Origin of the sequence: Streptomyces sp. NPDC001406 (genome assembly GCF_042895285.1) — a bacterium.
In the GTDB taxonomy this organism is placed as follows: Bacteria; Actinomycetota; Actinomycetes; order Streptomycetales; family Streptomycetaceae; genus Streptomyces.
The window spans coordinates 539,170-563,295 of sequence record NZ_JBIAWG010000002.1; the positions used below are offsets into that span (position 1 = coordinate 539,170).

Consider the following 24,126-nt stretch of genomic DNA (forward strand, 5'->3'; position numbering starts at 1 on the left):
TGCCTCCTGGTTGGTATCGTTAACAGCTCGTCGATTCTGGGAGGCCCGTGGGTGGGCGTCAAGGGTCGGGTACGAACGGGACCTTGGCGGGAGGACGCGGCGTGGCCAGCCGTCCCACGATGAAAGACGTAGCCGCGGCGGCGGGCGTCAGCGCCATGACGGTGTCCCGGGTCGTCAACGGTGACGCGTCGGTCGCGCCGCGCACCGCCGCCCGGGTGGAGGCCGCCGTCCGCCGGCTCGGCTACCAACGCGACGATGTGGCCCGCCAGTTGCGCCGCGCCGACCGGCCGAGCCAGACCATCGGGCTGATGGTCGACAACGTCGCCGACCCCTTCATGGCCGCGGTCGCGTCCGCCGCCGAGGACGTGGCCCGGCAGCGCGGCAGCACGGTGCTCATCGGCTCCAGCCACGACGACCCCCGCCGGGAACGGGAGGTCATCGCGGCCTTCACCGCGCGCCGCGTCGACGGGCTGATCCTCACCCCGGTCGCGGGTAGCCACCGCGTTCTGCGCTCGGCCCAGGCACGCGGCACCAAGATCGTGTGCGTGGACCGGGCCGCGCCCGGCCTGGAGGCGGACGCCGTGGTGGTGGACAACCACGGCGCGGTGAAGGAGGCCGTCCGGCATCTGATCGCGCACGGCCACCGCCGCATCGCCTACCTCGGCGACAAGCGGGAGATCTGGACCGTGGGCGAACGCTTCCGGGGCTATCTGGCGGCGCTGGAGGCCGGAGGCATCGACGCCGATCCGCGGATCGTCCGGCACGGACTGAGGTCGGGCCCGGACACCGCCAGGGCCGTCACCGAGATCCTCTCCTCACCGGAGCCGCCCACGGCTGTCCTGGTCAGCAATGACATCGTCGCGTTCGGGGCACTGGCCGTTCTGCCCCCCGGCATCGCGTTCATCGGCTTCGACGACTTCGCCCTGGCCGCGCAGCTGACCCCGCCGGTCACCGTCATCGCCCAGGACCCGGTCGCGCTCGCGACGAACGCCGCTCAGCTGCTGTTCGCCCGCATCCACGGGGACAACTCCCCGACGCGGACCGTCGTCATGCCCACCCGGCTGATTCCGCGGGGGTCGGGGGAGATACCGGGGCCGTACAGCCGTTGATCCGGTGCCGGCCGTCTCGTTGCTGTTCGATCCGGTGCCGGCCGAGGCAAGTCGCTCGGCATATCGCGCCGATCCCATCGTCTGATGAGAAGTTGACCCGGCAGTCGTTTCTACGCTGGCGAGGTGACGAAACAGCTGGTGGTGGACGGCCCGGGGGAACGGTGGGACTCGGCGGTCGCCGGGCACCTGCGGTGGATCCGCGGCCTGCTCGACAGTCTCGGACTCCCGGCCGAGCGCCGGAGCGCGCTGCGTCACCGCCTGCGCGCGGTGGAAGCGCGCGCCGCGGACCCGGAATTGAGGGTCGCGGTGTTCGGCGAGGCGTCCAGCGGCAAGAGCACCCTGCTCAACGCCTTTCTGCGGCGCCGACTGCTGCCCTCCTCGGCCCGGGTGACCACGCACACCACGACCGTGCTGCGCCACCGGGACGGCGCCGAGGGCGTGGTGGTCCGCACGGCCGACGACGACGTGCTGACGTGGCCGTCCGCCGCGTTCGCCCAATGGACTGGGCTGCGCCACACGTCCCGGCCGGGCGATCTGGAGGATGCCCTGGAGCGGGTGCTGACCACCGAATTGGCCGAGCAGGTACGGGACTTGGAGGTCCTGTCGCCCGTCCGCCTGCTGGGCGGCGGTACGGCGGTGCTCGACACACCGGGGTTCAGCGTGACCGAACGGGGGCATCGGGAGCTGGCCGTGGCCGCGGCCCGGCAGGCCGACCTGGCGCTGGTCGTGGTGCCCGCCGTCGCCGCGATGTCGATGACGCTGGTGGACTTTCTGAGCGGGCCGCTGCTGGACCACCAGGACCGGTGCGCGTTCGTACTCACCAAGATCGACCTGCTCGACGAGGACGAACGGGCCGAGGTCGTCGAGGTCGTCGAGAACCGGCTGAAGGAACTGGGCATCGGTGATCCGGTGCTGCTGCCCTGCGCTCCGGGGCAGGCACTGAAGGAGCTCACCGCGCCCGGCGCCCGCGGGCCCGAACCGGAAGGGCACCTCGCGAGGTTCCTCGCAGTCGAGGCACGGATCGCGGAACTGGCCACCGAGCGACGGCAGTTCGCCATCGCGGCCACGGTGCTCGGGCTGCTCTCGGACCTGCTCAGTGCGGTGGAGGAGTCCGCGCAGTCCCAGCGTGCCGAACTCAGCCGTACGGAGCGTGGGCTGGCCGCCCTGTCCCTGCCGGACTTCCCGGCCTTTCTGGACGCCTGGGCCCAGCGCACCGTGGACCGGGCCGGAAGCGAGCTGAGTCATGCCGCCTCGGCCGGCATTCCCGCGGCGTCCCGGGCGACGCTGGAGACGAAGGTGGTCGACGCCGTCGCCGGAGACAAGATCGGCAACATGTCCGAGGCGGCCGGAAACGTCTCCCGTATCGTCCGGCTCCACTTACGGGAGGAGGCCGAGCGGGCCGTGCGGACCGCGGCCGACCGGGCCGGCGAGCTGCTGACCTCCGGAGCCGAGGAACTGGCGCGCGACTTCACCACCGAGTACAGCGCCCTGGCCGGGCTGGCCGGTGAGGTCTGGGCCGCGCCCGAGGCACCCGCGGTGCGGGCGACCGACCTGCCCGCCCCCGACCTCTCCGGCGTCGACGAGACGCTCACCGCGATCGGCACCCGGCTGAGCGCCAGCGACAACTGGCGCACCGGCGGCGGGGCGATGGCCGGAGCCCTGGCCGGCAGCCTGATCGCCCCCGGCATCGGCACCGTCATCGGTGGCGCGCTCGGCGCGCTCATCGGCAAACGCAGCAATGACGCGGCCCGCGAGCAGTTCCTGGAGCTGGCCCGCCCGATCATCGCCGCCGCGCACGAGGAGATCGGAGCACTCGTCGGCGACTCCCTGCTGCGTGTCCGCGCGGGCGTCACCGACAGCATCGCCGCCCTCCGCCGGCAGTACGACGACGAGTGGGGCGCGGAGATCGTCCGCCTCACCGCCGAGAACGACCGGCGGCGCGCCGAACTCGCCGCCGGCATCGCCGCCATGGAGGAGGCCGCCGACGGCGCCGGACGCCGCCGCGAAGAGGTCGCCGCCCTGCGTGGCGAGGCCGCCCGCACCGTCCCCGACCCCGAGGAGCAGTGACCCCATGGACAACGGTTCCCCGCCCGTCGCCGGCACCCCGCCGCCCGCGCCCACCACGACCCATGTCGCCGACGTCACCGCCGCCGCTCCCGGCTGGCTGCGCGAGGCCCGTCAACTGGCCGAGGACTACGGGCTGGACCGCATCGGCACGGCCCTGGAGGCCCTGGCCGCCGAACGCGGAAGGCAGTTCTTCCGGATTGCGGTGGTGGGCGAGTTCAACCGGGGCAAGTCCACCCTGATCAACCGGCTGATCGGCCGTGACCTGCTGCCGACGGGACCGCGCCCGGTCACCCGTGCCCCGGTGACGGTCCGGGCGGCCCAGGTGGAGTCGCTGCGGCTCACCTGGCCGGACGGGCACGACGAAGTGCGCGGTCTCGACGCCGAGAACCCCTGGGACGGTCTCATCGGCACCCTGCCCACCCCGAGGCCGCCGCACGGAGCGGAGCCCGAGCCGGCACCGCCCGAGCCCGCCGTGGTCGCCGCCGTGGCCGACGCCTGGCTGACCGAGCTGGGCATCGAGCTGGTGGACCTGCCGGGGGTCAACTCCGGCAGCGAGGAGCAGTTCGAACAAGTACGCCGCACGGCCGCGGCCAGCGACGCCGTGCTGTTCGTCGTCTCCGCCGTGTCCCCCATGAGCAGCACCGAACACCGCCTCCTCCAGGAGGAGGTGCTGTGCCGCCATGTCCCGTTCACCGCCGTCGTGGTGACCATGCTGGACCTGGTCGCGGCCGAGGACCGCGAGGAGACCGTACGACACCTCAAGCAGCGCCTCGAGGACCTGCCCGGCACCCTCCCCGTGCTGCCGGCCCCGGAGCCCGGCGGCGGCGAGCCGGAGCTCGCGGCCCTGCGTTCACTCGTCTCGGAGTTCGCCCGGGGCAGCGGCCGGGCGCTGTGGCGTGACCGGCGCATCGCCGCCCAGGTCGCCGACCACTGCGAGGCGATGACCGCAATCGCCGCCGAGGCCCTGGCGGCCGACGGGCTGACCCGGGCCGAGGCCGACGAGCGGGCCGCGCAGGCAAGGACACTGCTGGAGAAGGAGGAACAGCGGTGGGAGCAGCTCCGCATCGACCTGATGGAACGTCAACTCGCCCTCACGGCCCGGCTGCGCGAGCAGATCCAGACGGACCGCGACGGCCTCATCGAGCGGCTGCGCTGGGAACTGGAACGCGCCCAGGACCCCGGTGACTGGTGGAAGCGGGACCTGCCCTTCCGGCTGCGGCACGAGCTGTCCCTGCTCGCCCAGCGGTCCGAACGCACCGTCCTGCCCCGCCTGACCGCCGACACCGACTGGCTCGACACCGAGGTCGCCGGGCAACTGCCCGGAGCCTGTCCGAGTCCCGTCCCGGCCTGGCTCGGACCGGCCGTGGAACCACAGCTCACCGGCGAGATCTCCGACCTGTCCAGGACCCGCCTCGCGACCCGCCTCGGCGCCCAGGGCGGCGCCATCGTCGGCTACTTCATCGCGCTGGCCCGTTCGGCCCCGATACCGATGATCTACGGCGCGGGATTCAGTCTGATCGGCGGCCTGCTGGCCGAGGGCGCCATCCGGTCCGCGACCGAACAGCGGCGCAGCGAGGTCGACGCCGTACTCGTCCGCGTGGTCGACGACAGCACGGCGGCCTTCCTGCGGCAGGCCGTCGACCTGCTCGCGGACCTCTACGCCGATGTGTTCGACCAACTGCGCGAGTCCCGCGTGGTGTGGCACGAGGCCAGACGAGCCGCGCTGGAAGCCCCGCCCGGGTCCGGCGTCGACTGGTCGGCCCTGGCCCGCCCGGCGGCCGCCCTGACCGTACGTATCCGGGCCGAACTGCAGAAATGAAGGAGAGAGTGACGACCATGACCACCACGGAAGCCGTGGGTTACGGCGCCGCGGACGCCCAGCGCCTGCGGCTGATGGAGGTCTGCCGGCAACTCGGGAAGATCGCCGGGCAGATCGGCAACAGCGGGGCGGAAGGCGTCGTGACCGCCCTGCTCGAACGGATGGACAGCGATGCCTTCCACGTGATGGTGGTCGGCGACTTCAACCGCGGCAAGTCCACCTTCGTCAACGCCCTCCTGGGTGCCCAGGTGCTGCCGGTCAAGGCGACGCCCGCCACCGCCGTCATCACCGAGGTCAAGTTCGGCGATCCCCCGGCCGCCCGGCTGTGGCGGGAGGACGCCGCGGTACCCGAGACCGTCCACCCCGAGGAACTCATCTCCCTCATCACCGTCAACAGCAAGGAACGCGACCAGCGCAACCCCTACGTCAGGGCCGAGGTCATCTGGCCGCTGGAACTGTGCCGCCACAACGTGGTGCTCATCGACTCGCCCGGCCTCAACGAGCACGCCAACCGCGACGAGATCACCCTCACCCACCTGCGCAAGGCGGACGCGGTGATCTTCCTCCAGCATGCGATCGCGCCCATGAGCATCAGCGAGTCGCAGTTCCTCACGTCCTACCTGGACGCGCACGACCCCTTCTTCGTCTTCACGTACTTCGACGCCATCGAGGACACCGAGCGGGACGACGTGGTCGCCGGGGCGCGGCAGCGCATCGTCGGACTGCGCGGCGAGGACCGGGACGAGAACCGCTTCCACTTCGTCGACGCCAGGACCGCCCTGCGCGCCCGGATCGCCAACGACACCACCGGCTACCAGAACTCCGGTGTGGCCGATCTGGAACAGGCCCTGGAACGCTATCTGGTGACGGACCGTCACAAGGTCAAGCTGCTGGCTCCGGCACGTGCCCTGCGCGGCCTCGCGCGCGAGCTCGACCGCAACATCCCGCACGAACTCGCCCTGCTCGACACGAAGTCCGCCGACCTGGAACGACGCTGGGAAGCCGCCCAGCAGCCGCTGCGTGACCTGGAGGTACAGGCCCGGCAGATCTCGCTGGACATCCGCAACCAGACCCGGATGCTCCAGGACAGGGTGGAAGCCCTGCTCGGCGGCTACCTCGCGTCCGTGGCGGACGAGGCTCCGGCGATCGCGGCGGAGGTCCCCCTGACGACCAGGATCGGCATGAATCCGCTGAAGGTTCCGGAGCGGGCCGAACAGGTCACCCAGGAGATCGCCGCGGGCACCGCGAGGGCCATCGAGCAGAAGGTGGCGGACTGGGTGAGCAGTTCGCTGGAGCCGGTGATCCACCAGGACCTGGAGAAGCTCGGCGAGCGGATGAACGCTCAGCTGAACTCCTTCGAGGCCCGTCTGGACGAGCTGCGGATCAGCCTCACCGGAGTGCGGGACGCCGGGCGCGCCGGGGAACGCGAGGAGGAACAACCGCTCACCAGGTTCCTTTCGGGGGCGGCCGGCTTCGTCCTCGGCGGAGTGGCGGGCGGCATGGTCGGTGCCCGGTTCGGAGCCAAGGAAGCGCTGCGCACCCTGCCGATCACCCTGGCGATCGCCATGGCCTGGATGTTCACCCCGTTCGGGATCCCGACCCTGATCGGCAGCATGCTCGTCCATGGATTCATCAAGAGCAAGGAAGCCGGCGGCCGGCTGGAGAACAGGATGCGGGAGGCCGTCGGCCGCGAGATGGCCACCCAGATCAGGCTGGCCGCGCCCAAGCAGGCCCGGGAGGCGGCCCAGGCGTTCGCCACCACGACCATGGAACCGATCGCCCGTGACGTGACTGCGGGGCTCTCCGCCCGGACCGGTGAACTGACCCGCAGCGTGGAGTCCGCGCGCGAGGCCCGCCGGCAGGGCGAGGAGACCGTCGAGGAGCGCCGCGCCGAACTGACCCGGCTGGACGCGCTGCTCCGCAAGGCCGGTGACGACCTCGGCGACCTGGTCGACGAACTGGCGTTGCTCTGATGGCCCGTTACCGCAGGCGCCTGTGCATGGCCGTGGACCTGCGCCAGTACAGCCGCCACGGCTACACCGAACAGGCCGACGCACAGGTCAGGCTCCGCCTCGTCGTCGAACACGCGCTGCGCCGCGCCCGGGTCATGCGGGTCCGTACCCAGCAGCAACTGCAGGGCGACGGACGGCTGGTGGTCTTCCCGGCCCGTACCGACCTCGTACGGGCCGTCCCGGCACTGATCCTCGGCCTACGGGACGGCCTGTACGAGGCGAACCGGGCACCCGGCGCCTTCGGCCGGATGAGGATGCGGGCCGCGCTCGGGCAGGGGTCCATCTCCCGGGCCGACAGCGGCTATCTGGGCGACTGCGTGGTGCTGGTCAGCCGCCTGGTGGACTCCGACGGGCTGCGCGGCGCACTGGAACGCAACGAGGACAGCGACCTGGCCCTCGCCGTGTCGAGCGAGCTCTATCGGGACGTGATCGTGCAGCAGGCCCATGGGCTGCCCGCCTCCGGCTTCCGGCGGACCGAAGTGGTCACCGAGAAGAAGGACTTCGCCGCCGACGCCTGGCTGTACGTGCCGAGGTCCGCGCCCGCCAGGGACATGAGCCAGGAGCCGGTGATCTGGGGGCACTCGCCGGGGCGCGCGGCCATGCGGGAGTTCGTCGTTCCGGCGCTGGCCGCCGCGCACCTCGCGGCCACCGTGGTCTCTCACACCCAGACGCTGCGGGAGTGGGCGCTGCCGGAGTCCGGTGCCGGTACGGGCTGCGGGGGCGACGACTTCGACGGACCGGACCACACGGGTCCGTACGGCGCCCACCATGCGGATGCTCCCCATGCGGACCCGTACCACCACGACCCGTATCACCACGACCCGCACCACCCGGATCCGCACCACCCGGATCCGCACCACCCGGATCCTCATCACCCCGACCCGCATCACCATGGCGTTCAGCACCAGCACCATGACCACGACCCCGATCCGCAGCACCACGACCCCGGCGACCACTTCCAGCACTTCCACCACTTCCACCACGGCGGGCACTGAGCGATGGCCGAACACACCTCGGCAGCGGAGGAGTTGGCGGCGGCGGTCGCCGCGATGGCCTCGTTCCAGCAGGTCACCCAGCAGGCCGACGCCAAGGCCGGAACGATGGTCACCGTGCACGTCGGTCTCGCGGCCGTCGTCGCCACCAAGGTCGGCTCGGTCGGTGCCCCGGCGCCGACCGAGCCGGTGGCCGTGCTCTTCTGGCTCGCCACCCTGGCGTATCTGCTCGGCTTCACCGTATCGGGATACCTGCTGGTCCAGGTGATCCGTCCGCGCACGGGGCGGCACCCGGCACCGAACCGGTTCTCACTCGACGTCGCCGACCACGCCGGCGCGACCGGCGATCGGCTGGCAGTCCAGGCATGGGCGACGGCGGACGCCATCGCGCGGATCGCCTCGCTCAAGAACCGCTACACGGCCCGCGCGGTCGGCTGGGTCGCCGGGATGGTCGTGGCGGCGGCCGTCTGGCTGGTGCTGGCCGGGGCGACGTGAGGAGCGGCGCGGCGCCTCAGTCCGTACCGGCGATCCGGCTGAGTTCGGGGACGTCCCGGACCAGGATCCGCCGGTACCCGGTCTCGATGATCCGGTGCTCGCGCAGCATGCGCAGCACCCGGTGCACGCTCGGTTCGGAGGCCCCGACCAGCGCCGCGAGCTCCGGTTGGGTGAGCGACACCCCGATCGAGACCCCGGCCTCGCAGGGCCGGCCGTACACCCGGGTCAGCTCACCCAGTACCCGGGCCACCCGGGTGCTCACCGGACAACCCCCGAACTCCTGTCTCCGCCGGGTCGCCCAGCGCAGTTTGCCCGCCACCGCGCGCATCACGGCCTGGGCGGCGTCGTCGTGCCGCGCGAGAGCCGCGAGGAACTCCTGCCGGGTGATGGTCTTTGCCGTCCCCGCTCCGGCCGCCACGACCGTGGCAACGCGTGGCTGCGCGTCGAAACAGGCCAGTTCGCCGACGATGTCACCACCGGACCGGACCGCCATCAGCGCCTCCCGGTCGTCCTCCGTCGTGGCCAGCACCTTGAACCAGCCGCTCAGCAGCAGGAAGACGTGCGAGCCGTACTCGCCCTCGCGCAGTAATCGCTCACCGCCCTCGAAGCGCACCGGCCGCCCGAGTCCGATCAGCTGATTGCGCGTCTCCACGCAGAGTCCGCCCAGCAGGCTGGCCTCCGGCCAGCGGCCTTCCACCGGCCGGGGAGCGGGCCCGGTGCGCGCAGCGGTTGATGTCATGACGGGGCCCTTCGCATCGCCGTTGGTTTTTGGCCAAGATGCCGCCTGTCACGCATTGTGTCCCCGACTTCCGTGCTGCGCCCAGAAGTTGGGTGTTTTGGTGTGACTTTTCGGTCGGGGCCGTTCGCCCCGCACATGATGTGGTACCGGCGTGCGTGGTGCCTGATGCCGCGCTAGGTGGCCGAGGTGCGGCGGCCGTCTCGGCGGTCGGAGCCTCGGCGGTCGGAGCCGCGGCCGCCGGAGCTACGGCCGCCGGTGCCGGCAGCTCCGCCCGTGGCTCCGCCGGCCGCCGCTCGTCGGCGGGATCCGCGGGCATCCTTGCCGGATGCGGAGGTGTCACCCCTGGTGGCAGCACCTGTCGTCGCTCCGGACCCGTCGCCGTTTCGGCGTCGGCGGCCGGACCGTCTGCCGCGCTCGGTGCCGGTCTTCCGGTCCGGGCGGGACGCCGTCGGTGTCATCGGCTGGGGGACCTCGATGGTGACGGGCACGCCCGAAGGCTCGCGGGCGCCGGTGAGGGTGACCAGTTCCGGGTCGCCCGACTTGATGCGGGCCGTACGGGGGCGGATGCCCGCGTCCGACATGAGCCGGGTGACGTCATGTCTCTGGTCGGGCAGGACCAGAGTGACCACGCTGCCCGAGCCGCCGGCGCGGGCCGTGCGGCCGCCCCGGTGGAGGTAGTCCTTGTGGTCGGCGGGGGGATCGACGTTCACGACGAGGTCGAGGTCGTCGATGTGTATGCCCCGGGCCGCGACGTTCGTCGCCACCAGTGTGGTGACCTGGCCGTTCTTGAACTGTTCCAGGGTGCGGGTGCGCTGCGGCTGGGAGCGGCCTCCGTGCAGTGCCGCCGCGCGGACACCGACCGCCAGGAGCCGCTTGGCGAGCCGGTCGGCGGACCTCTTGGTGTCGAGGAAGAGGATGACCCGGCCGTCACGGGCCGCGATGCGCGTGGTGACGGCCTTCTTGTCGGTCTCGTCCAGGACGTGGAGCACGTGGTGCTCCATGGTGGTCACCGCCCCCGCGGACGGGTCCACGGAGTGCACCACGGGGTCGGTCAGGAACTGCTGCACCAGGCGGTCGATATTGGCGTCGAGGGTGGCCGAGAAGAGCATGCGCTGTCCGTCGGGCCGTACCTGCCGGATCAGCTTGGTGATCTGCGGCAGGAAACCCATGTCGGTCATCTGGTCGGCTTCGTCCAGCACCGTGATGCGTACGCTGTCGAGTACGCAGTCCCCTTGTTCCACGAGGTCGTTGAGCCTGCCGGGCGTCGCCACGACCACCTCGGCGCCACGCCGGAGCGTATTGGCCTGCTTGGTGACGGACAGTCCGCCGACCACGGTGGCCAGCCGGAGGTTCACCGCCGTCGCGTAGGGGGTCAGCGCGTCCGTCACCTGCTGGGCGAGTTCCCGGGTGGGCACCAGCACGAGGGCGAGGGGTGCCTTGGACTGCGCGCGCAGTCCGGCTGTGCGGGCCAGCAGCGCCAGCCCGAACGCGAGGGTCTTGCCGGAGCCGGTGCGTCCCCGCCCCAGCAGGTCACGGCCGGCGAGTGAATTGGGCAGCGTGGCGGCCTGGATGGGGAAGGGGGTGGTGACGCCTTGAGCGGTGAGGGTCTTCAGCAGCCCCGCGGGCATGTCCATACCGGCGAAATCCTCGACGGCGGGCAGTGCGGGTGTCGTGCTTTCCGGTAGCCGGAATTCCCTCGACGACGACGCCGACGGCGGGGGTGACGAGGCGCGCCGATTCGGCTTCTGCGACCTGCGGGACATGCAGTTCTCTGCCTTCCTGGAAACAGCACAAACCGGGGTCCGCACCATGACGGTGCGGACCCCGGTGAGCGGATACGCGTCCGGCGATCAGGCGGGGACGATGTTCTCCGCCTGCGGGCCCTTCTGGCCCTGCGTGACGTCGAAGGAGACCCGCTGGCCCTCCTGGAGCTCACGGAAGCCCTGGGTCGCAATGTTCGAGTAGTGGGCGAAGACGTCGGGGCCGCCGCCGTCCTGCGCGATGAAGCCGAAACCCTTTTCAGCGTTGAACCACTTCACGGTTCCCTGTGCCATGACTTTCTCCTTCTGTAGGCAGAGGCCCCATCCGGAGATGCCGGAAAAACAAATAATGCGCCCGAAGGAGAAACATTCCCGTCAGGCGCACATAGGTTCATGGGTACCACAACTGCAACGCGAAAACCCTAGCACAGCTCGGCGGCCCGTGCCGGAACATCGAGGCGCGCGCCGGGGCGCAAGGCCGCCGGGTCGGCGCGGGTCGGAAATCGGTGGCACTCGGGTGCGTGCCGCTCTAGGGTGAGGGCTGATTCACACGGCGGCCGTCCGGCCGCCGCTGTCGACCGGGTGAGGAACGGGAGGTGTGACCGATGGCTGTCTCTGCGATGGGCGCTGCCCGCAACCAGAAGAGCATCCACTCCACCTCCGTGGCCTCCGGCTGACCTTTCTCCCAGCGCACAGCTGCGCGGAGCCGGGGCCGCCCTTGTGAAGGGTTTCCCTTGACTTCCAGCAATGCTTTCTCCGCTCTCGCTCCCTACGGCTGGGACGAGGCATGGGCGGAGCAGTTCGCCCCGTACGACTCCGATGGACTGCTGCCCGGGCGGGTCGTCCGCGTCGACCGAGGGCAGTGCGACGTCGTCACCGCCGGTGGCGTCGTGCGGGCGGACACCGCCTTCGTCACCCCGCACGACCCGCTGCGGGTCGTGTGCACCGGTGACTGGGTCGCCGTCGAGCCCGGTGGCAACCCGCGCTATGTACGGACGTGTCTGCCGCGCCGTACCGCCTTCGTGCGCTCCACCTCCTCCAAGCGGTCCGAGGGGCAGATCCTCGCCGCCAACGTCGACCACGCGATCGTCGCCGTGTCGCTCGCCGCCGAACTCGACCTCGGCCGCATCGAACGGTTCCTGGCCCTGGCCTGGGAATCGGGGGCGCAGCCCGTGGTCGTGCTCACCAAGGCCGACCTCGTGCCGGACGCGACGGCCCTGTCGCACCTCGTCCAGGACGTGGAGACGACCGCGCCCGGTGTGCCGGTGCTGACCGTCAGCGCTCTGTACGGCGAGGGGCTCGACGTCCTCGTGGCGCTCGCCGCCGGGGGTACCTCCGTGCTGCTCGGGCAGTCCGGCGCGGGCAAGTCGACACTCGCCAACGCGCTGGTCGGACAGGACGTGATGGACGTCCAGGCCATCCGGGACATGGACGGCAAGGGGCGGCACACGACCACCACACGCAATCTGCTCCCCCTGCCCGGCGGAGGCGTGCTGATCGACACCCCCGGGCTGCGGGGCGTCGGGCTCTGGGACGCCGAGACCGGGGTCGGACAGGTCTTCTCCGAGATCGAGGAGCTGGCACAGCGCTGCCGGTTCCACGACTGCGCCCATGAGTCGGAGCCCGGGTGCGCGGTGCTGGCCGCCGTCGACACCGGGGAACTGGCGCAGCGGCGGCTGGAGAGCTACCGCAAGCTCATGCGGGAGAACCAGTGGATCGTGGCCAAGACCGATGCGCGGGTCCGCGCGGAGCTGCGGCGCGACTGGAAGCGGAAGGGGGCGGAAGGGAAGGCGGCGATGGAGCTGAAGCGGGGGCGTTGGCGGTAGGCCCCGGGTGCCTGCCGGTGCCGGTGCGGCCGTCACCGGACGGGCTGGTGTGGCGTCGGCCGGACCCGCCAGGTGCGTGTCCGATATCCGCCAGCCCGGCCCGGTGTCCATCGCTCACACTGGAAGCGTGATGGACGAAGACACCAGGTACGAGGCCGTGCGGAGCCGGGACGCCCGGTTCGACGGGGAGTTCTTCTTCGCCGTCGAGACCACCGGGATCTACTGCCGGCCCAGCTGCCCGGCCGTGACGCCGAAGCGGCGGAACGTGCGGTTCTACGCGACGGCCGCCGCCGCGCAGGGCTCCGGGTTCCGGGCCTGCCGGCGGTGCCGTCCGGACGCCGTGCCGGGCTCCGCCGACTGGAACGTCCGGGCGGACGTGGTGGGCCGGGCGATGCGGCTGATCGGGGACGGCGTGGTCGACCGGGAGGGCGTCGCCGGGCTCGCCGAGCGGCTGGGCTACAGCACGCGGCAGGTGCAGCGGCAGCTCACCGCGGAGCTCGGCGCCGGCCCCGTCGCGCTCGCCCGCGCCCAGCGCGCACACACCGCGCGTGTGCTGCTGCAGACCACCGAGCTGCCGGTCACCGAGATCGCCTTCGCCGCCGGATTCGCCAGCGTGCGCCAGTTCAACGACACGATCCGGGCCGTGTACGACTCGACGCCGACCGAGGTACGGGCCGCCGCGCCCCGGGATCGTGGGGCGCGCCGGACCACCCCCGGCGCCGGGATCCCACTGCGCCTCGCGCACCGGGGGCCGTATCAGTCCGGCGCCGTCTTCGACCTGCTCGCCCGCGAGGCCGTGAGTGGGGTCGAGGAGGCCTGCGGCGAGCCCGGCCGCCGTACCTACCGGCGCACGCTGCGGCTGCCGTACGGCACCGGGACCGTCGCCGTCGAGGAGCGCACCGGCGCCCCGGGCGCGGGGAGCGCCGCGCATCCCGGTGGCTGGCTCGACGCCCGGCTGCATCTGACCGACCCGCGGGACCTGACCACCGCCGTGCAGCGGCTGCGCCGGCTGTTCGACCTCGACGCCGATCCGTACGCAGTCGACGAGCGGCTCGGCGGTGACGAGCGGCTCGCTCCGCTGGTCGCCGCCCGGCCGGGACTGCGCTCGCCCGGCGCCGTCGATCCGGCGGAGTTCGCGGTACGGGCCCTGGTCGGGCGGCCGGAGGCCGAGCGGCTCGTCCTGCGGTACGGCAAGGCACTGGACGCCCCCAGCGGCAGCCTGACCCATCTGTTCCCCGAGCCCGCCGTCCTCGCGGAGGCCGAGCCGCACGGCACCCTGGGCGCGCTGGCCGCCGCGCTCGCCGACGGCACCGTACGGCTCGATCCGGGCGCCGACCGGGACGACACCGAGGCGGCGCTGCTCGCCCTGCCCGGTATGGACCCGGCCGTGGTCGCCGCCGTCCGGGTCCGCGCGCTCGGCGACCCCGACGTGGCCCCGCCGGGCGAGGACGTGCCCGACGGCTGGCGGCCCTGGCGTTCCTACGCCGTACAACACCTGCGTGTGCAAAAGGAGTTGGAGTCCGGATGACGTACTGGACCCGGGTGGACGGGCCGCTCGGCCCGCTGCTGCTCACCGCCGACCCGGACGGGGCGCTGACCTCGCTGTCCGTGCCCGGGCAGAAGGGCGGCCGCACGGTCCTGGCGGACTGGCGGCAGGACCGCGGGCCGTTCCGGGCGGCCGACGAACAGCTCGCCGCCTACTTCGCCGGTGAACTCAAGGAGTTCCGGCTGGAGTTGCGCAGCCCGGGCACCGAGTTCCGGGAGCGGGTCTGGGCCGCGCTCGACTCCGTCCCGTACGGCGCGACCACGACGTACGGCGAGATCGCCGCACGGATCGGCGCCTCCCGGGCCGCCGTACGGGCCGTCGGCGGCGCGATCGGCGCCAACCCACTGCTGGTCGTCCGCCCGTGCCACCGGGTGATCGGCGCGGACGGCTCCCTGACCGGCTACGCGGGCGGCCTCGACCGGAAGGTGTGGCTGCTCACGATGGAGGGGGCGCTCGGCCCGGCGGGAGCCTAGGCCCCGTCGTCCTCCAGGCCCCAGCTGATGATCCGGCGCGGATGGACGCGGATGACCTCCTCGCTCATGTACGGGCCCAAGTCGTGCGGGCCGACGAGGAGTTCGGCCTCCCCGCGAATGTCGACGCCGCGGACCTTCCACGGCCGCGTGCTGACGATGTCGTCCACGACCAGCGCGACCTTCGGGTTCTCCCGGAGGTTGCGCCACTTCTTGGTGGTACCCATCGAGCGGCCGCCGATCAGGATCGTCCCGTCGTCCTGCGGGAAGAAGCCCACGGGGTTCGCCTGCGGCTGCCCGTGTGCGTCGACGGTGGCCAGTCGTCCCAGCCGCTGTGACGCCAGATATGCCCGCTCGGCCTCGCTGAATCCGGTCATGGCACCAGTCGAACACGCCCGCCCCGCCCGGCACATCGGCACATCGCCCCAGAACCCCTAGGGCCGTCGGCCTGGTCCGGAACGGCCCGGCTGGGCCGTGCGGGTGGTTTCCGCGGTGGCGTTCCGTCGTCCTGTCGCGCCCGTGTGTCACCGTCGCCTCCAGCGGGCGACGGGGAAGGGCGGGCGGACACATGGTCAAGGCCGGGCGGGTTCTCGCACTGCTGCTACTGCTGCTGTCCTTCGGCGCCGCCGCGCCGACTGCGACGGCCGACGCGGCTCCCGGGCCGGCGTCCGTCTGGACCGGCACCTGGGAGACCGCCCCCTCGGGGACCGCTCCCGCGCTTCCCGGTGCCGCCATTCGCAACGTCGTGCACACCAGTGTCGGTGGGACAGCTGTGCGCATCAGGCTCAGCAACCGGTTCGGCACAGTGCCCCTGACGCTGGGCGCGGTCACGGTCGCCCTGCGGCGGGCGGGCGGCGGTCCGGTGGCCGTGGCCGGTTCGATGCGTGTCGCCACGTTCAGCGGGGCCGAGTCCGTCAGCGTGCCGCCGGGCTGGGACGTGCTCACCGACCCGGTGCCGCTGGCCGTGCCGGCCGCCGCCGATCTGCTGGTCACGGTCTTCACGCCGGCCGACTCGGGCCCCGCGACGTACCACCGCACGGCCCTCCAGACCAGCTATGTGGCCGCGCAGGGCGAGCAGTGGGCCGCCGACGAGGACGGCGCGGCCTACTCGGCCAAGACCCGCTACTGGTACTACGTCACCGGCGTGGACGTGCGCGGCACGGCCGCCGGCAGTGTCGTCGCCTTCGGGGACTCCCTCACCGATGGCAACGGCTCCACCACTGACGCCAATCACCGCTGGCCCGACCGGCTTGCCGAACGCCTCCAGGGCCGCCGGCTGGGCGTCCTCAACGCGGGCATCGCCGGCAACCGCCTCCTGCGGGACGGAGTCGGGCCCAGCGCCCTGTCCCGGCTCGACGCCGACGCGCTGTCCCGGGCCGGGGTGCGCGCGCTGATCGTCCTTGAGGGCATCAACGACATCAAGGGCTCACCGGAGGCGAGCGACCCGGTCGCCTTCGTGGAGGCGTACCGCGAGATCGTGACCCGCTCGCACGCCCACGGCATCCGGGTCGTCGGCGCGACCCTCACGCCCTACGGCGGCTACTCCGCCTTCACGGCGGCCCGTGAGGCGGTACGGCAGAAGGTCAACGCTCTCATCCGCACCGGCGGTGTCTTCGACGCGGTGGTCGACCTCGACGCCGTCGTCCGCGACCCGGCGTCGCCCGAGCGGATCCGGCCCGACTACGACCCGGGCGACCATCTGCACTTCAACGACGCGGGCATGCGGGTGCTGGCCGACACCGTCGAGCCGGCCGTCCTCGGCTGACGCGTCAGCCCCCGATCACCGCTCCCAGCCACGCCCCCGCGATCAGCAGGCAGGCGAACAGCTCCGCCAGCAGGCTGGAGCCGCCCGAGCGCATCGTCGTACGCAGCGCGGCCATGGCCTCGCCATGACGGCCCAGACGCAGTCGCTCGTGGAGGTAGATCCCGGCCATGAAGCCGGGGATCGCGCCCAGCACGGGAAGCAGGAAGAAGCCGAGGAAGGCCCCGGCGCCCGCGTACACCCCCATCCGGGGCGTGGCGCCGCTCTCGCGCAGCCGCCGGGGCGGGAGCGCCCAGCGCACCATCAGCGAGAGCAGCAGTACGGCGGTGGCGCCCACCAGGACACCCCAGGCCAGCGGCTGCGGATCCGTCAGCGCCCACCACAGGACCCCGGCCCACACCAGCCACGACCCCGGCACCCCGGGCACCAGCACTCCCCACAGGCCCAGCACGATCACCAGGCCGACCAGCAGGAGCTCGGGCACTCCCATCTGCCCAGCGTGCCGGAGCCCGGGCGACCGCGCAGGCCAAGCGCCGGGTCAGTGGTCGTCCCTGGCCACCCAGCCCCGATCGTGGGCGTGCCAGCCCAGCTGCAGCCGGGTCGTCACACCGGTCAGCTCCATCAGCCGCTTCACCCGTCGCTGTACGGTCCGCAGGCCCAGGTCGAGCTGTTTGGCGACGCTGGCGTCGGTCAGCCCGGCGAGCAGCAGCGAGAGCACCTCCAGATCGGTGCCGTCGGGACCGTCCGGCTGCTCCTCGACGACCCCCTGCGCACCCAGCCGCAGCGGCAGCGCGTCCCGCCACACCGACTCGAACAGCCCCGAGAGCAGTTCCAGCAGGCCGCTGGCGTGCACGACCAGCGCGGCCGGTTCGCCGGTGTGCGAGGTGAGCGGCACCATGGCCAGCGTGCGGTCGGCGACCACCAGCTTGGTCGGCACCCGGTCCACCACCCGTACCCGCTCGCCGCGGCCCAGTGCCGTGGTCAGCTCCGTGATGCCGTCCGGCCGGTCGAGCACGGCCCGCTCGACGACCACCCGGTAGCGGACCCCGCGTCCGGCGGCCTGCTCCTCGGCGTCGTTGTCCATGCCGGAGACGACGGCCGGGTTGCCGGTGACCAGCGCGCAGACCTCCTCGCTCGCGCCGAGCTGGAGCTGGAGGAAGCGCTGGGTGACCGCGGACGCGCCGGTCACCACCTCGACCAGGTCGTGCACCGCGGGCTCCGCGGCCGCCGCGCGGTACTCCTCGGCGAGCAGGGCCGCCGCCAGCTCGGCCTTCTCCAGTTCGTGCCGCTGCTGGGTGAGCAGCGCGCCCAGCGCCACGCCCGGGGGTGCGGCGACCCAGCGGCCGGGGCGGGCCGAGGACTGCGCCGCGAGGCCGTGCCGCTCCAGTCGGCGCAGGGCGCGCTCGGTGTCGTGCTCGGCCAGTGTCAGGCGCCGGGCGAGATCGGCCACGTCGGCGGCGCCCACGGACACGAGTGCCCGGTACGCCGACTCGTGCGTCTCGTCCAGCCCTATCGCCGCGAGCATCAGCCCTCGCCCCTCCCCTGAGACAAGCCGTGACACGGGCGGCCATGGCGGAAACCGGCCACGGCGCAATCCCGCCTCGGCACATCATCGCCGTACCGACGGTCACCCTGCCAAGGTGGCGTCACCGATCAGTTGATCAACGGTGTCGCCGGGCGGTCCTCCCGTGGGGGGTGGGGCCGCCCGGCGGCGTTGCGCGTATCGCCTTGCCTCGTACGGCAGTTCGCCGCGTCCCTCGGTACGGCGTGCGCGGCCGGCAGGTGCGCCGGTTTTTCGGGATGCCCCGTTTTCATACGGCCCGTGCGGTGGACAATTAGGGGCATGAGCCAGCAGGGGGGTAGGCCCACCCGTCATGAGGACGACTGGTGGGGGCAGCTGTACGACGACTCCACCGACGACGCCGGGCCCACGGCCACGGCCGACTCCCTGGACGACCGGTTCGCCTCGGCGGCGGACACGGTGGACCCACGATCGGGTGGCGCGACGGGGGACGGCTCCTCGGACGCGCCCCCCGCCGTGGAGTCCACGGTCCCGCCGCAACGCGCGCCCACCGCGCCGGACGAGGGACCCCCACGGCAGCGCGCCCCCTGGGAGCCGCCGCCCGAGGCACCCGAGGGCCCCGCGACGTTCCCACCGGGCCCCAAGCCCCCGGGCTTCAGGGACTTGCCGGACGGCGCACCAGACGCCCGGCAGGGTGCCCCTGCCGCCACTCAGCTCGATCTGCCCGTCGTACCGCCGCCCTCCGCAACCGTCGACTACGTCGGATCCGGGCCGCCCACCTATGACGCCGAACCCACCGCGTTGCCCGTCGCCGATCCCGACGAGCTGGACGATCTGGTCGCGGACACGGTGCTCGACGGCGCCCGGTACGGGGCGTGCACACTGCGGGCCGTGTCCGTGCGGGGGGACTCCGCGCGGTACCGGGGGGAGCCGCGCCGCGACTCGTTGCTCACCGCGCGGTTCGGGTCGGGGGAGCAGGCGCTGATCCTCGTGGCCCTGGCGACCGGCGCGCGGGCCACGCCGGGGGCACACCGGGCGGCGGCCGAGGCCTGTCAGTTGATCGGGCGGGCCGTCGGACGCAGCCATCAGCGGCTCGGCGAGGACATCCGGGCCGCCCGGCGCGGTGACCTGAAGTCCGGCCTGCACCGGCTCACCGACCGCAGCCTCGGCAAGCTCCGCGCCAGCGCCGCCGAGCAGGGCATCGACCCGGAGGAGTACTCGGCGACCCTGCGCTGTCTGCTGCTGCCCGCCCACCCGGAGTGCCGTACACGCGTGTTCTTCGGGATCGGCGAAGGCGGGCTGTTCCGGCTGCGGAACGGGGAGTGGCAGGACATCGAGCCACGGGTCACGGCCGACGACACCACCGGTGAGGCGGTGGTCGGCTTCGGCTCGCTGCCGTCCGAGACCCCGCAGGGCGACCGGCTCACCATGGACCTGGGCATCCCGACGCCCCCGAGTCCGTACGAGCCGGCTCCCGAACCACCCCGCGAACCCTTCCGCTTCCGTGCCTCCGTCGCCCGTCCGGGCGATGCCCTGCTGATGTGCAGCGGAGGGCTCGCCGACCCGCTGCGCGGCGAGCCCGCCCTCTGCGCCTACCTGGCCCGGCGCTGGTCCCGTGGCGCCCCGCCCGGTCTGGCCGCGTTCCTCGCGGACACCCAGGTGCGGGTGAAGGGGTACGCCGACGACCGTACGGTGGCCGCCGTCTGGGAGGCGTAACCGCGCACCCTGTGAATTCATGGATCTCGCAGAGACCGGACGGCACCGGATGGCACCCGATTGCACCCGATGGCACCGGACGGTTACTCCGGAGACGAAGGGGCACGCGAGAGCCATGGCCAAGCAGAACGTCGCCGAGCAGTTCGTCGACATCCTCGTCCGCGCCGGCGTACGCCGCATGTACGGCGTCGTCGGCGACAGCCTCAACCCGGTCGTCGACGCCGTCCGCCGCAACTCCGCCATCGACTGGATCCACGTACGGCACGAGGAGACGGCGGCCTTCGCGGCGGGCGCGGAGGCACAGATCACCGGGAAGCTGGCGGCCTGCGCCGGCTCCTGCGGCCCGGGCAATCTGCACCTCATCAACGGCCTGTACGACGCCCACCGCTCCATGGCCCCGGTGCTCGCCCTCGCCTCGCAGATCCCGTCCAGTGAGATCGGCCTCGGCTACTTCCAGGAGACCCACCCCGACCGGCTGTTCAGCGAGTGCAGTCACTACAGCGAGCTGATCTCCAGCCCCAAACAGATGCCCCGGCTGCTGCAGACCGCGATCCAGCACGCGGTCGGGCAGCGCGGCGTGAGCGTGGTGTCCCTGCCCGGCGACATCGCCGACGAACCCGCCCCGGACAAGACCGCCGAGACCGCCCTGGTCACCTCCCGGCCCTCGGTGCGCCCGGGCGACGCCGAGATCGACCGGCTCGTGGAGATGATCGACAGGGCCGAGAGGGTCACCCTGTTCTGCGGCAGCGGCACGGCGGGCGCGCACCCCGAGGTGATGGAGTTCGCGGGGAAGATCAAGTCCCCGGTGGGCCACGCGCTGCGCGGCAAGGAGTGGATCCAGTACGACAACCCGTACGACGTCGGCATGAGCGGTCTGCTCGGCTACGGCGCCGCCTACGAGGCCACCCACGAGTGCGATCTGCTGATCCTGCTCGGCACCGACTTTCCGTACAACGCGTTCCTGCCCGACGACGTCGCCATCGTCCAGGTCGACGTGCGGCCCGAGGTGCTCGGCCGCCGCTCCCGCCTCGACCTCGCCGTGTGGGGCGATGTGCGCGAGACGCTGCGCTGTCTCACCCCGCGGGTGCGGCCCAAGGACGACCGGCGCTTCCTCGACCGGATGCTGAAGAAGCACGCGGACGCGCTGGAGGGTGTGGTCAAGGCCTACACCCGGAAGGTGGAGAAGCACGTCCCGATCCATCCTGAGTACGTGGCCTCCGTGCTCGACGAACTCGCGGCCGAGGACGCGGTGTTCACGGTCGACACCGGGATGTGCAACGTCTGGGCGGCCCGCTACATCTCGCCCAACGGCCGCCGCCGGGTCATCGGTTCGTTCTCGCACGGCTCGATGGCGAACGCGCTGCCGATGGCGATCGGGGCGCAGTTCACCGACCGGGGCCGGCAGGTCGTGTCGATGTCCGGGGACGGCGGGTTCTCCATGCTGATGGGCGACTTCCTGACCCTGGTGCAGTACGACCTGCCGGTGAAGGTCGTGCTGTTCAACAACTCCTCCCTGAGCATGGTCGAGTTGGAGATGCTGGTCGCCGGGCTGCCCCCGTACGGAACGGCCACCACCAACCCGGACTTCGCCGCCGTGGCCCGTGCCTGCGGTGCCTTCGGGATCCGGGTCGAGAAGCCCAAGCAACTCGCCGGTTCCCTGAGGGACGCCTTCAAGCACCCCGGGCCGGCCCTCGTCGACATCGTCACCGACCCCAACGCCCTGTCCATCCCGCCCAAGATCAAGGCCGAGATGGTCAAGGGGTTCGCCCTGTCCGCGTCGAAGATGGTGCTGGACGGCGGGGTGGGGCGCATGGTGCAGATGGCCCGGTCCAACCTGCGGAACGTGCCCCGGCCCTGACGGGTTGCTCAGGCTGTGGGGACCGTTTGATTCCGGCCAGTTTCACCGGCCCTGCAGAATCGTCCCTGCGGCGTATCGCGTGCCCGGTCTCCGCCATGGCGGCGGCCGGATCGGCAGAACGGAACCGTTAGGCCCTTGACGGGGCACCCGTGGCGGCGTACTGCGGACCCCAGGTCCGGAACCTGGACGCGGGGGCACTGGAGCCTGCCCTGAAGTCCCCTCCAACCGTGGCCGAAGAGCTGGTTGTTGACTTTTCGACATGACTGCCCCCGGACGGACGGGGCATGGATCCCCGTGAAGGTGTTCGATCAGGAGGGGTACCGGCAACAGCGTGCGGGCGGGGGTCATGAAGAGGCAGGCACGAGGGGGCGGTCCCGTGGCGATCGGGGCCTCCTCGGCGAAGGCAGTGGGGGAAGAGACCGTCAACATCAACGTCGTGGAGCAGACGCACGCACCGCAGCTCAGGCGCCGGCTGGGCCGCGCGGACCTGCGGGAGGTGCCCGAGGCACGCAGGGCACTGCGCGAGCTCCTGAGGCACTGGGGAAAGCCGGGCCGCTCCGAGATCGCCGAACTGCTCACCAGCGAACTTGTCACCAACGCCCTCGTCCACACCGACCGCGATGCCGTCCTGACAGCCGTCCTGGGACCGCGTGGACTGCGGGTGGAGGTGCGGGACTTCGTCGGCCGCAGGCCGAGGATGTGCGCGCCGAAGGCCGACGAGGGCACGAACGGCAGGGGTCTGGTGCTGGTGCAGTCCCTCGCGGACGCGTGGGGCGTGCGGGCGCACGGGGTGGGGAAGTCGGTGTGGTTCGAACTCGGCGCGGAGGCCGCGTGAGCCACGGCAACGGGACGGGGGCGTGACCCTGAAGGTCACGCCCCCGTCCCGAGTGGTGTCCGGCCCCGGCCGGACTAGCCGAACTGCTGCTCAAGGTCCTTGAGCTTGCGCTCCAGGGAGTCGAGCCGCGGCAGCGCCATGGTGTCGTCCTCCGCGGTCAGGTCGACCGTGATCGGGTCAGACCCTTTGCGGACCGGCTGAAGGGAGGGCCGAGAGCGTACGGGCAGCGGTTCCGGCGCGGATATGGCAGGCTCCGCAGTGACCTGGGAGGAACCGCGTTCCACCTCGTGCATCTCCATCTGCCGGCCGGTGCCGCGGCCGACGAAACCGCGGTGCCCGCGGCTGATCGCCTTGAGCTGGGCACGCTCGACCCGCTGCTGCTCACGGCGGCGCAGCCGCGTCTGCTCCTTCTGACGCTGGTCCTCGCGCACCTCCTCGACCGCCTCGTCCAGGCTGCGCACGCCCTCCAGGAGCATCAGCGACCAGGCCTTGTAGGTCTCGCGGGGGGCCCGCAGCCAGCGGACGATACGGATCTGCGGCAGCGGACGGGGCACCAGGCCCTGCTCACGCAGCGCGGCCCGGCGGGTCTGCTTCAGCGCGCGGTCGAAGAGCACGGCGGCCGACAGCGACATGCCGGAGAAGAACTGGGGGGCGCCGTCGTGGCCGATGCCCCGGGGTGCGTGCACCCAGTTGAACCAGGCCGCGGCGCCCGCGAACGTCCATACGAGGATCCGGGAGCCGAGGGCCGCGTCGCCGTGGCTGGCCTCGCGCACCGCGAGGACGGAGCAGAACATGGCCGCGCCGTCGAGGCCGAACGGCACCAGGTACTCCCAGCCGTCGGTGAGGCCGAGGTTCTGCTGGCCGAAGCCGACCAGGCCGTGGAAGGAGAGTGCCGCGGCAACCGCCGCACAGCAGAACAGAAGGACATAGGAGGCGGTGCCGTATATGGCCTCCTTGCGCCGGCGGCGCTCCTCGCTGCGCTCCCACGAGTCGTCCGCGCTCGCGTCCTTCCCCGAGGAGCGCTTACCGCGCGCAAGCACCGCAACCGCCGCCAGCATGCCCAGGAGCAGTACGCCGCCCGGAAGCAGCCAGTTCAGCGATATGTCTCTCATCTGGGGTCCCTTGCATTGGGATAGGGCGTATCGCCCGCCATAGTGGCCCAATCCCAACGGCCCTCAGGGGGTTTCGGGGCAAGAGGCCGCCAACGAAGTGCAAGGGGATGCCCAGGGCGGCGTTCTGCTCGAACTGCCGCTTGAGGGGCGGGAGTTGAGTTCGAATAAGACTACCCGTACGGATGGGGCCACGGAAAGTTCCTGAGAAAAGTGAGGAAGTTGTGAACTGCTTGTCTCCGTGGGGGTGTCCCCGTCGCCGGTGATCCTAGTGGACACCGGGCCGGGCCGTGTCCTGAGGGTGCCTCAGGCCGCCGCGACCGCAGTGAGCACAGCACGTGCCCGCGCCGCCGCCCGCGCGGCCCGAACCCCGCGAGGACGGGTTCCAGGTGTCCGGCCACCGCGGGAGCAGGTGGTCCCGCAGCACCTGTGACTCGTCCCACGCCGGGAACGCGTCGAGGTCGTCCGTTCAGGGGGTGGCGGAAGACG

The 24,126-nt window shown here is 72.1% G+C and carries 20 protein-coding genes; 13 read left to right on the forward strand and 7 right to left on the reverse strand.

Going from position 1 to position 24,126, the window contains the following annotated elements:
* The first annotated feature begins 101 nt into the window (after positions 1–101).
* The 6 genes from ACFY1J_RS06535 to ACFY1J_RS06560 all read left to right on the forward strand — a co-directional run bounded on the left by ACFY1J_RS06535 (position 102) and on the right by ACFY1J_RS06560 (position 8,494).
* Positions 102–1,109 carry a LacI family DNA-binding transcriptional regulator gene (locus ACFY1J_RS06535; RefSeq protein ID WP_390730784.1) on the forward strand — a complete coding sequence of 336 codons (1,008 nt, stop codon included), beginning with the start codon at positions 102–104 and terminating at the stop codon, positions 1,107–1,109.
* 123 nt (positions 1,110–1,232) lie between these two features.
* Positions 1,233–3,176: a dynamin family protein gene (locus ACFY1J_RS06540; RefSeq protein WP_390730785.1), complete on the forward strand. Its 1,944-nt coding sequence runs from the start codon at positions 1,233–1,235 to the stop codon at positions 3,174–3,176.
* Positions 3,177–3,180: 4 nt separating this feature from the next.
* Positions 3,181–4,995, forward strand: coding sequence for a dynamin family protein (locus ACFY1J_RS06545; RefSeq protein WP_390707283.1), 1,815 nt, complete (start codon positions 3,181–3,183; stop codon positions 4,993–4,995).
* A gap of 17 nt (positions 4,996–5,012) precedes the next feature.
* On the forward strand, positions 5,013–6,968 hold the full coding sequence (locus ACFY1J_RS06550) for a dynamin family protein (protein WP_390707282.1): 1,956 nt from the start codon (positions 5,013–5,015) through the stop codon (positions 6,966–6,968).
* A complete protein-coding gene (locus ACFY1J_RS06555) occupies positions 6,968–8,002 on the forward strand; it encodes a hypothetical protein (protein WP_390707281.1) in 1,035 nt (344 codons plus the stop codon). The genes ACFY1J_RS06550 and ACFY1J_RS06555 overlap by 1 nt, the downstream gene beginning before the upstream one ends.
* A 3-nt stretch (positions 8,003–8,005) precedes the next feature.
* Positions 8,006–8,494, forward strand: coding sequence for a hypothetical protein (locus tag ACFY1J_RS06560; RefSeq protein WP_390707280.1), 489 nt, complete (start codon positions 8,006–8,008; stop codon positions 8,492–8,494).
* 16 nt (positions 8,495–8,510) lie between these two features.
* Here the strand turns inward: ACFY1J_RS06560 and ACFY1J_RS06565 are convergent, their stop codons facing one another.
* The 3 genes from ACFY1J_RS06565 to ACFY1J_RS06575 form a co-directional block, all read right to left on the reverse strand.
* Positions 8,511–9,233 (reverse strand): Crp/Fnr family transcriptional regulator, encoded by a 723-nt coding sequence (locus ACFY1J_RS06565; RefSeq protein WP_390707279.1) that lies wholly within the window; start codon positions 9,231–9,233, stop codon positions 8,511–8,513.
* A gap of 173 nt (positions 9,234–9,406) precedes the next feature.
* On the reverse strand, positions 9,407–10,996 hold the full coding sequence (locus ACFY1J_RS06570) for a DEAD/DEAH box helicase (RefSeq protein ID WP_390707278.1): 1,590 nt from the start codon (positions 10,994–10,996) through the stop codon (positions 9,407–9,409).
* A gap of 87 nt (positions 10,997–11,083) precedes the next feature.
* Entirely contained in the window at positions 11,084–11,287 is a 204-nt protein-coding gene (locus ACFY1J_RS06575; protein WP_031161015.1) for a cold-shock protein, read from the reverse strand.
* A gap of 440 nt (positions 11,288–11,727) precedes the next feature.
* On the opposite strand from ACFY1J_RS06575, the gene rsgA reads away from it, so the two are divergent.
* The 3 genes from rsgA (at position 11,728) to ACFY1J_RS06590 (ending at position 14,838) form a co-directional block, all read left to right on the forward strand.
* Complete coding sequence (rsgA, locus tag ACFY1J_RS06580) at positions 11,728–12,819, forward strand: ribosome small subunit-dependent GTPase A (RefSeq protein WP_390707277.1); 1,092 nt, start codon at positions 11,728–11,730, stop codon at positions 12,817–12,819.
* 130 nt (positions 12,820–12,949) lie between these two features.
* Positions 12,950–14,347 (forward strand): AlkA N-terminal domain-containing protein, encoded by a 1,398-nt coding sequence (locus ACFY1J_RS06585; RefSeq protein ID WP_390707600.1) that lies wholly within the window; start codon positions 12,950–12,952, stop codon positions 14,345–14,347.
* Positions 14,344–14,838, forward strand: coding sequence for a methylated-DNA--[protein]-cysteine S-methyltransferase (locus ACFY1J_RS06590; protein ID WP_390707276.1), 495 nt, complete (start codon positions 14,344–14,346; stop codon positions 14,836–14,838). The genes ACFY1J_RS06585 and ACFY1J_RS06590 overlap by 4 nt, the downstream gene beginning before the upstream one ends.
* Here ACFY1J_RS06590 and ACFY1J_RS06595 read toward each other — a convergent pair.
* Positions 14,835–15,212 carry a PPOX class F420-dependent oxidoreductase gene (locus ACFY1J_RS06595; RefSeq protein WP_390707275.1) on the reverse strand — a complete coding sequence of 126 codons (378 nt, stop codon included), beginning with the start codon at positions 15,210–15,212 and terminating at the stop codon, positions 14,835–14,837. The genes ACFY1J_RS06590 and ACFY1J_RS06595 overlap by 4 nt on opposite strands.
* Before the next feature lie 191 nt (positions 15,213–15,403).
* Here ACFY1J_RS06595 and ACFY1J_RS06600 point away from each other — a divergent pair, with 191 nt between their 5' ends.
* Positions 15,404–16,600 carry an SGNH/GDSL hydrolase family protein gene (locus tag ACFY1J_RS06600; RefSeq protein ID WP_390707274.1) on the forward strand — a complete coding sequence of 399 codons (1,197 nt, stop codon included), beginning with the start codon at positions 15,404–15,406 and terminating at the stop codon, positions 16,598–16,600.
* Between the two features lie 4 nt (positions 16,601–16,604).
* On the opposite strand, the gene ACFY1J_RS06605 is transcribed toward ACFY1J_RS06600, so the two are convergent.
* Complete coding sequence (locus ACFY1J_RS06605) at positions 16,605–17,087, reverse strand: DUF456 domain-containing protein (protein ID WP_390707273.1); 483 nt, start codon at positions 17,085–17,087, stop codon at positions 16,605–16,607.
* Between the two features lie 48 nt (positions 17,088–17,135).
* Positions 17,136–18,122 carry a helix-turn-helix domain-containing protein gene (locus tag ACFY1J_RS06610; RefSeq protein ID WP_390707272.1) on the reverse strand — a complete coding sequence of 329 codons (987 nt, stop codon included), beginning with the start codon at positions 18,120–18,122 and terminating at the stop codon, positions 17,136–17,138.
* A gap of 318 nt (positions 18,123–18,440) precedes the next feature.
* Between ACFY1J_RS06610 and ACFY1J_RS06615 the strand changes: the two genes are divergently transcribed.
* The 3 genes from ACFY1J_RS06615 to ACFY1J_RS06625 all read left to right on the forward strand — a co-directional run bounded on the left by ACFY1J_RS06615 (position 18,441) and on the right by ACFY1J_RS06625 (position 22,528).
* Entirely contained in the window at positions 18,441–19,835 is a 1,395-nt protein-coding gene (locus tag ACFY1J_RS06615; protein WP_390730786.1) for a protein phosphatase 2C domain-containing protein, read from the forward strand.
* 115 nt (positions 19,836–19,950) lie between these two features.
* Entirely contained in the window at positions 19,951–21,693 is a 1,743-nt protein-coding gene (locus tag ACFY1J_RS06620) for a pyruvate dehydrogenase (RefSeq protein WP_390707270.1), read from the forward strand.
* A gap of 376 nt (positions 21,694–22,069) precedes the next feature.
* Complete coding sequence (locus tag ACFY1J_RS06625; RefSeq protein ID WP_390707269.1) at positions 22,070–22,528, forward strand: ATP-binding protein; 459 nt, start codon at positions 22,070–22,072, stop codon at positions 22,526–22,528.
* 74 nt (positions 22,529–22,602) lie between these two features.
* Here ACFY1J_RS06625 and ACFY1J_RS06630 read toward each other — a convergent pair whose 3' ends face one another.
* Positions 22,603–23,640 (reverse strand): DUF2637 domain-containing protein, encoded by a 1,038-nt coding sequence (locus tag ACFY1J_RS06630; RefSeq protein ID WP_390707268.1) that lies wholly within the window; start codon positions 23,638–23,640, stop codon positions 22,603–22,605.
* Positions 23,641–24,126 lie beyond the last annotated feature (486 nt).

Bases quoted from the DNA above. Each gene is read 5' to 3' on its own strand.
- ACFY1J_RS06545 (WP_390707283.1), top strand. From the start codon at position 3,181: ATGGACAACGGTTCCCCGCCCGTCGCCGGCACCCCGCCGCCCGCGCCC.
- ACFY1J_RS06550 (WP_390707282.1), top strand. From the start codon at position 5,013: ATGACCACCACGGAAGCCGTGGGTTACGGCGCCGCGGACGCCCAGCGC.
- ACFY1J_RS06555 (WP_390707281.1), top strand. From the start codon at position 6,968: ATGGCCCGTTACCGCAGGCGCCTGTGCATGGCCGTGGACCTGCGCCAG.
- ACFY1J_RS06560 (WP_390707280.1), top strand. From the start codon at position 8,006: ATGGCCGAACACACCTCGGCAGCGGAGGAGTTGGCGGCGGCGGTCGCC.
- ACFY1J_RS06565 (WP_390707279.1), bottom strand. From the start codon at position 9,233: ATGACATCAACCGCTGCGCGCACCGGGCCCGCTCCCCGGCCGGTGGAA.
- ACFY1J_RS06570 (WP_390707278.1), bottom strand. From the start codon at position 10,996: ATGTCCCGCAGGTCGCAGAAGCCGAATCGGCGCGCCTCGTCACCCCCG.
- ACFY1J_RS06575 (WP_031161015.1), bottom strand. From the start codon at position 11,287: ATGGCACAGGGAACCGTGAAGTGGTTCAACGCTGAAAAGGGTTTCGGC.
- ACFY1J_RS06585 (WP_390707600.1), top strand. From the start codon at position 12,950: ATGGACGAAGACACCAGGTACGAGGCCGTGCGGAGCCGGGACGCCCGG.
- ACFY1J_RS06590 (WP_390707276.1), top strand. From the start codon at position 14,344: ATGACGTACTGGACCCGGGTGGACGGGCCGCTCGGCCCGCTGCTGCTC.
- ACFY1J_RS06595 (WP_390707275.1), bottom strand. From the start codon at position 15,212: ATGACCGGATTCAGCGAGGCCGAGCGGGCATATCTGGCGTCACAGCGG.
- ACFY1J_RS06600 (WP_390707274.1), top strand. From the start codon at position 15,404: ATGGTCAAGGCCGGGCGGGTTCTCGCACTGCTGCTACTGCTGCTGTCC.
- ACFY1J_RS06605 (WP_390707273.1), bottom strand. From the start codon at position 17,087: ATGGGAGTGCCCGAGCTCCTGCTGGTCGGCCTGGTGATCGTGCTGGGC.
- ACFY1J_RS06610 (WP_390707272.1), bottom strand. From the start codon at position 18,122: ATGCTCGCGGCGATAGGGCTGGACGAGACGCACGAGTCGGCGTACCGG.
- ACFY1J_RS06615 (WP_390730786.1), top strand. From the start codon at position 18,441: ATGAGCCAGCAGGGGGGTAGGCCCACCCGTCATGAGGACGACTGGTGG.
- ACFY1J_RS06620 (WP_390707270.1), top strand. From the start codon at position 19,951: ATGGCCAAGCAGAACGTCGCCGAGCAGTTCGTCGACATCCTCGTCCGC.
- ACFY1J_RS06630 (WP_390707268.1), bottom strand. From the start codon at position 23,640: ATGAGAGACATATCGCTGAACTGGCTGCTTCCGGGCGGCGTACTGCTC.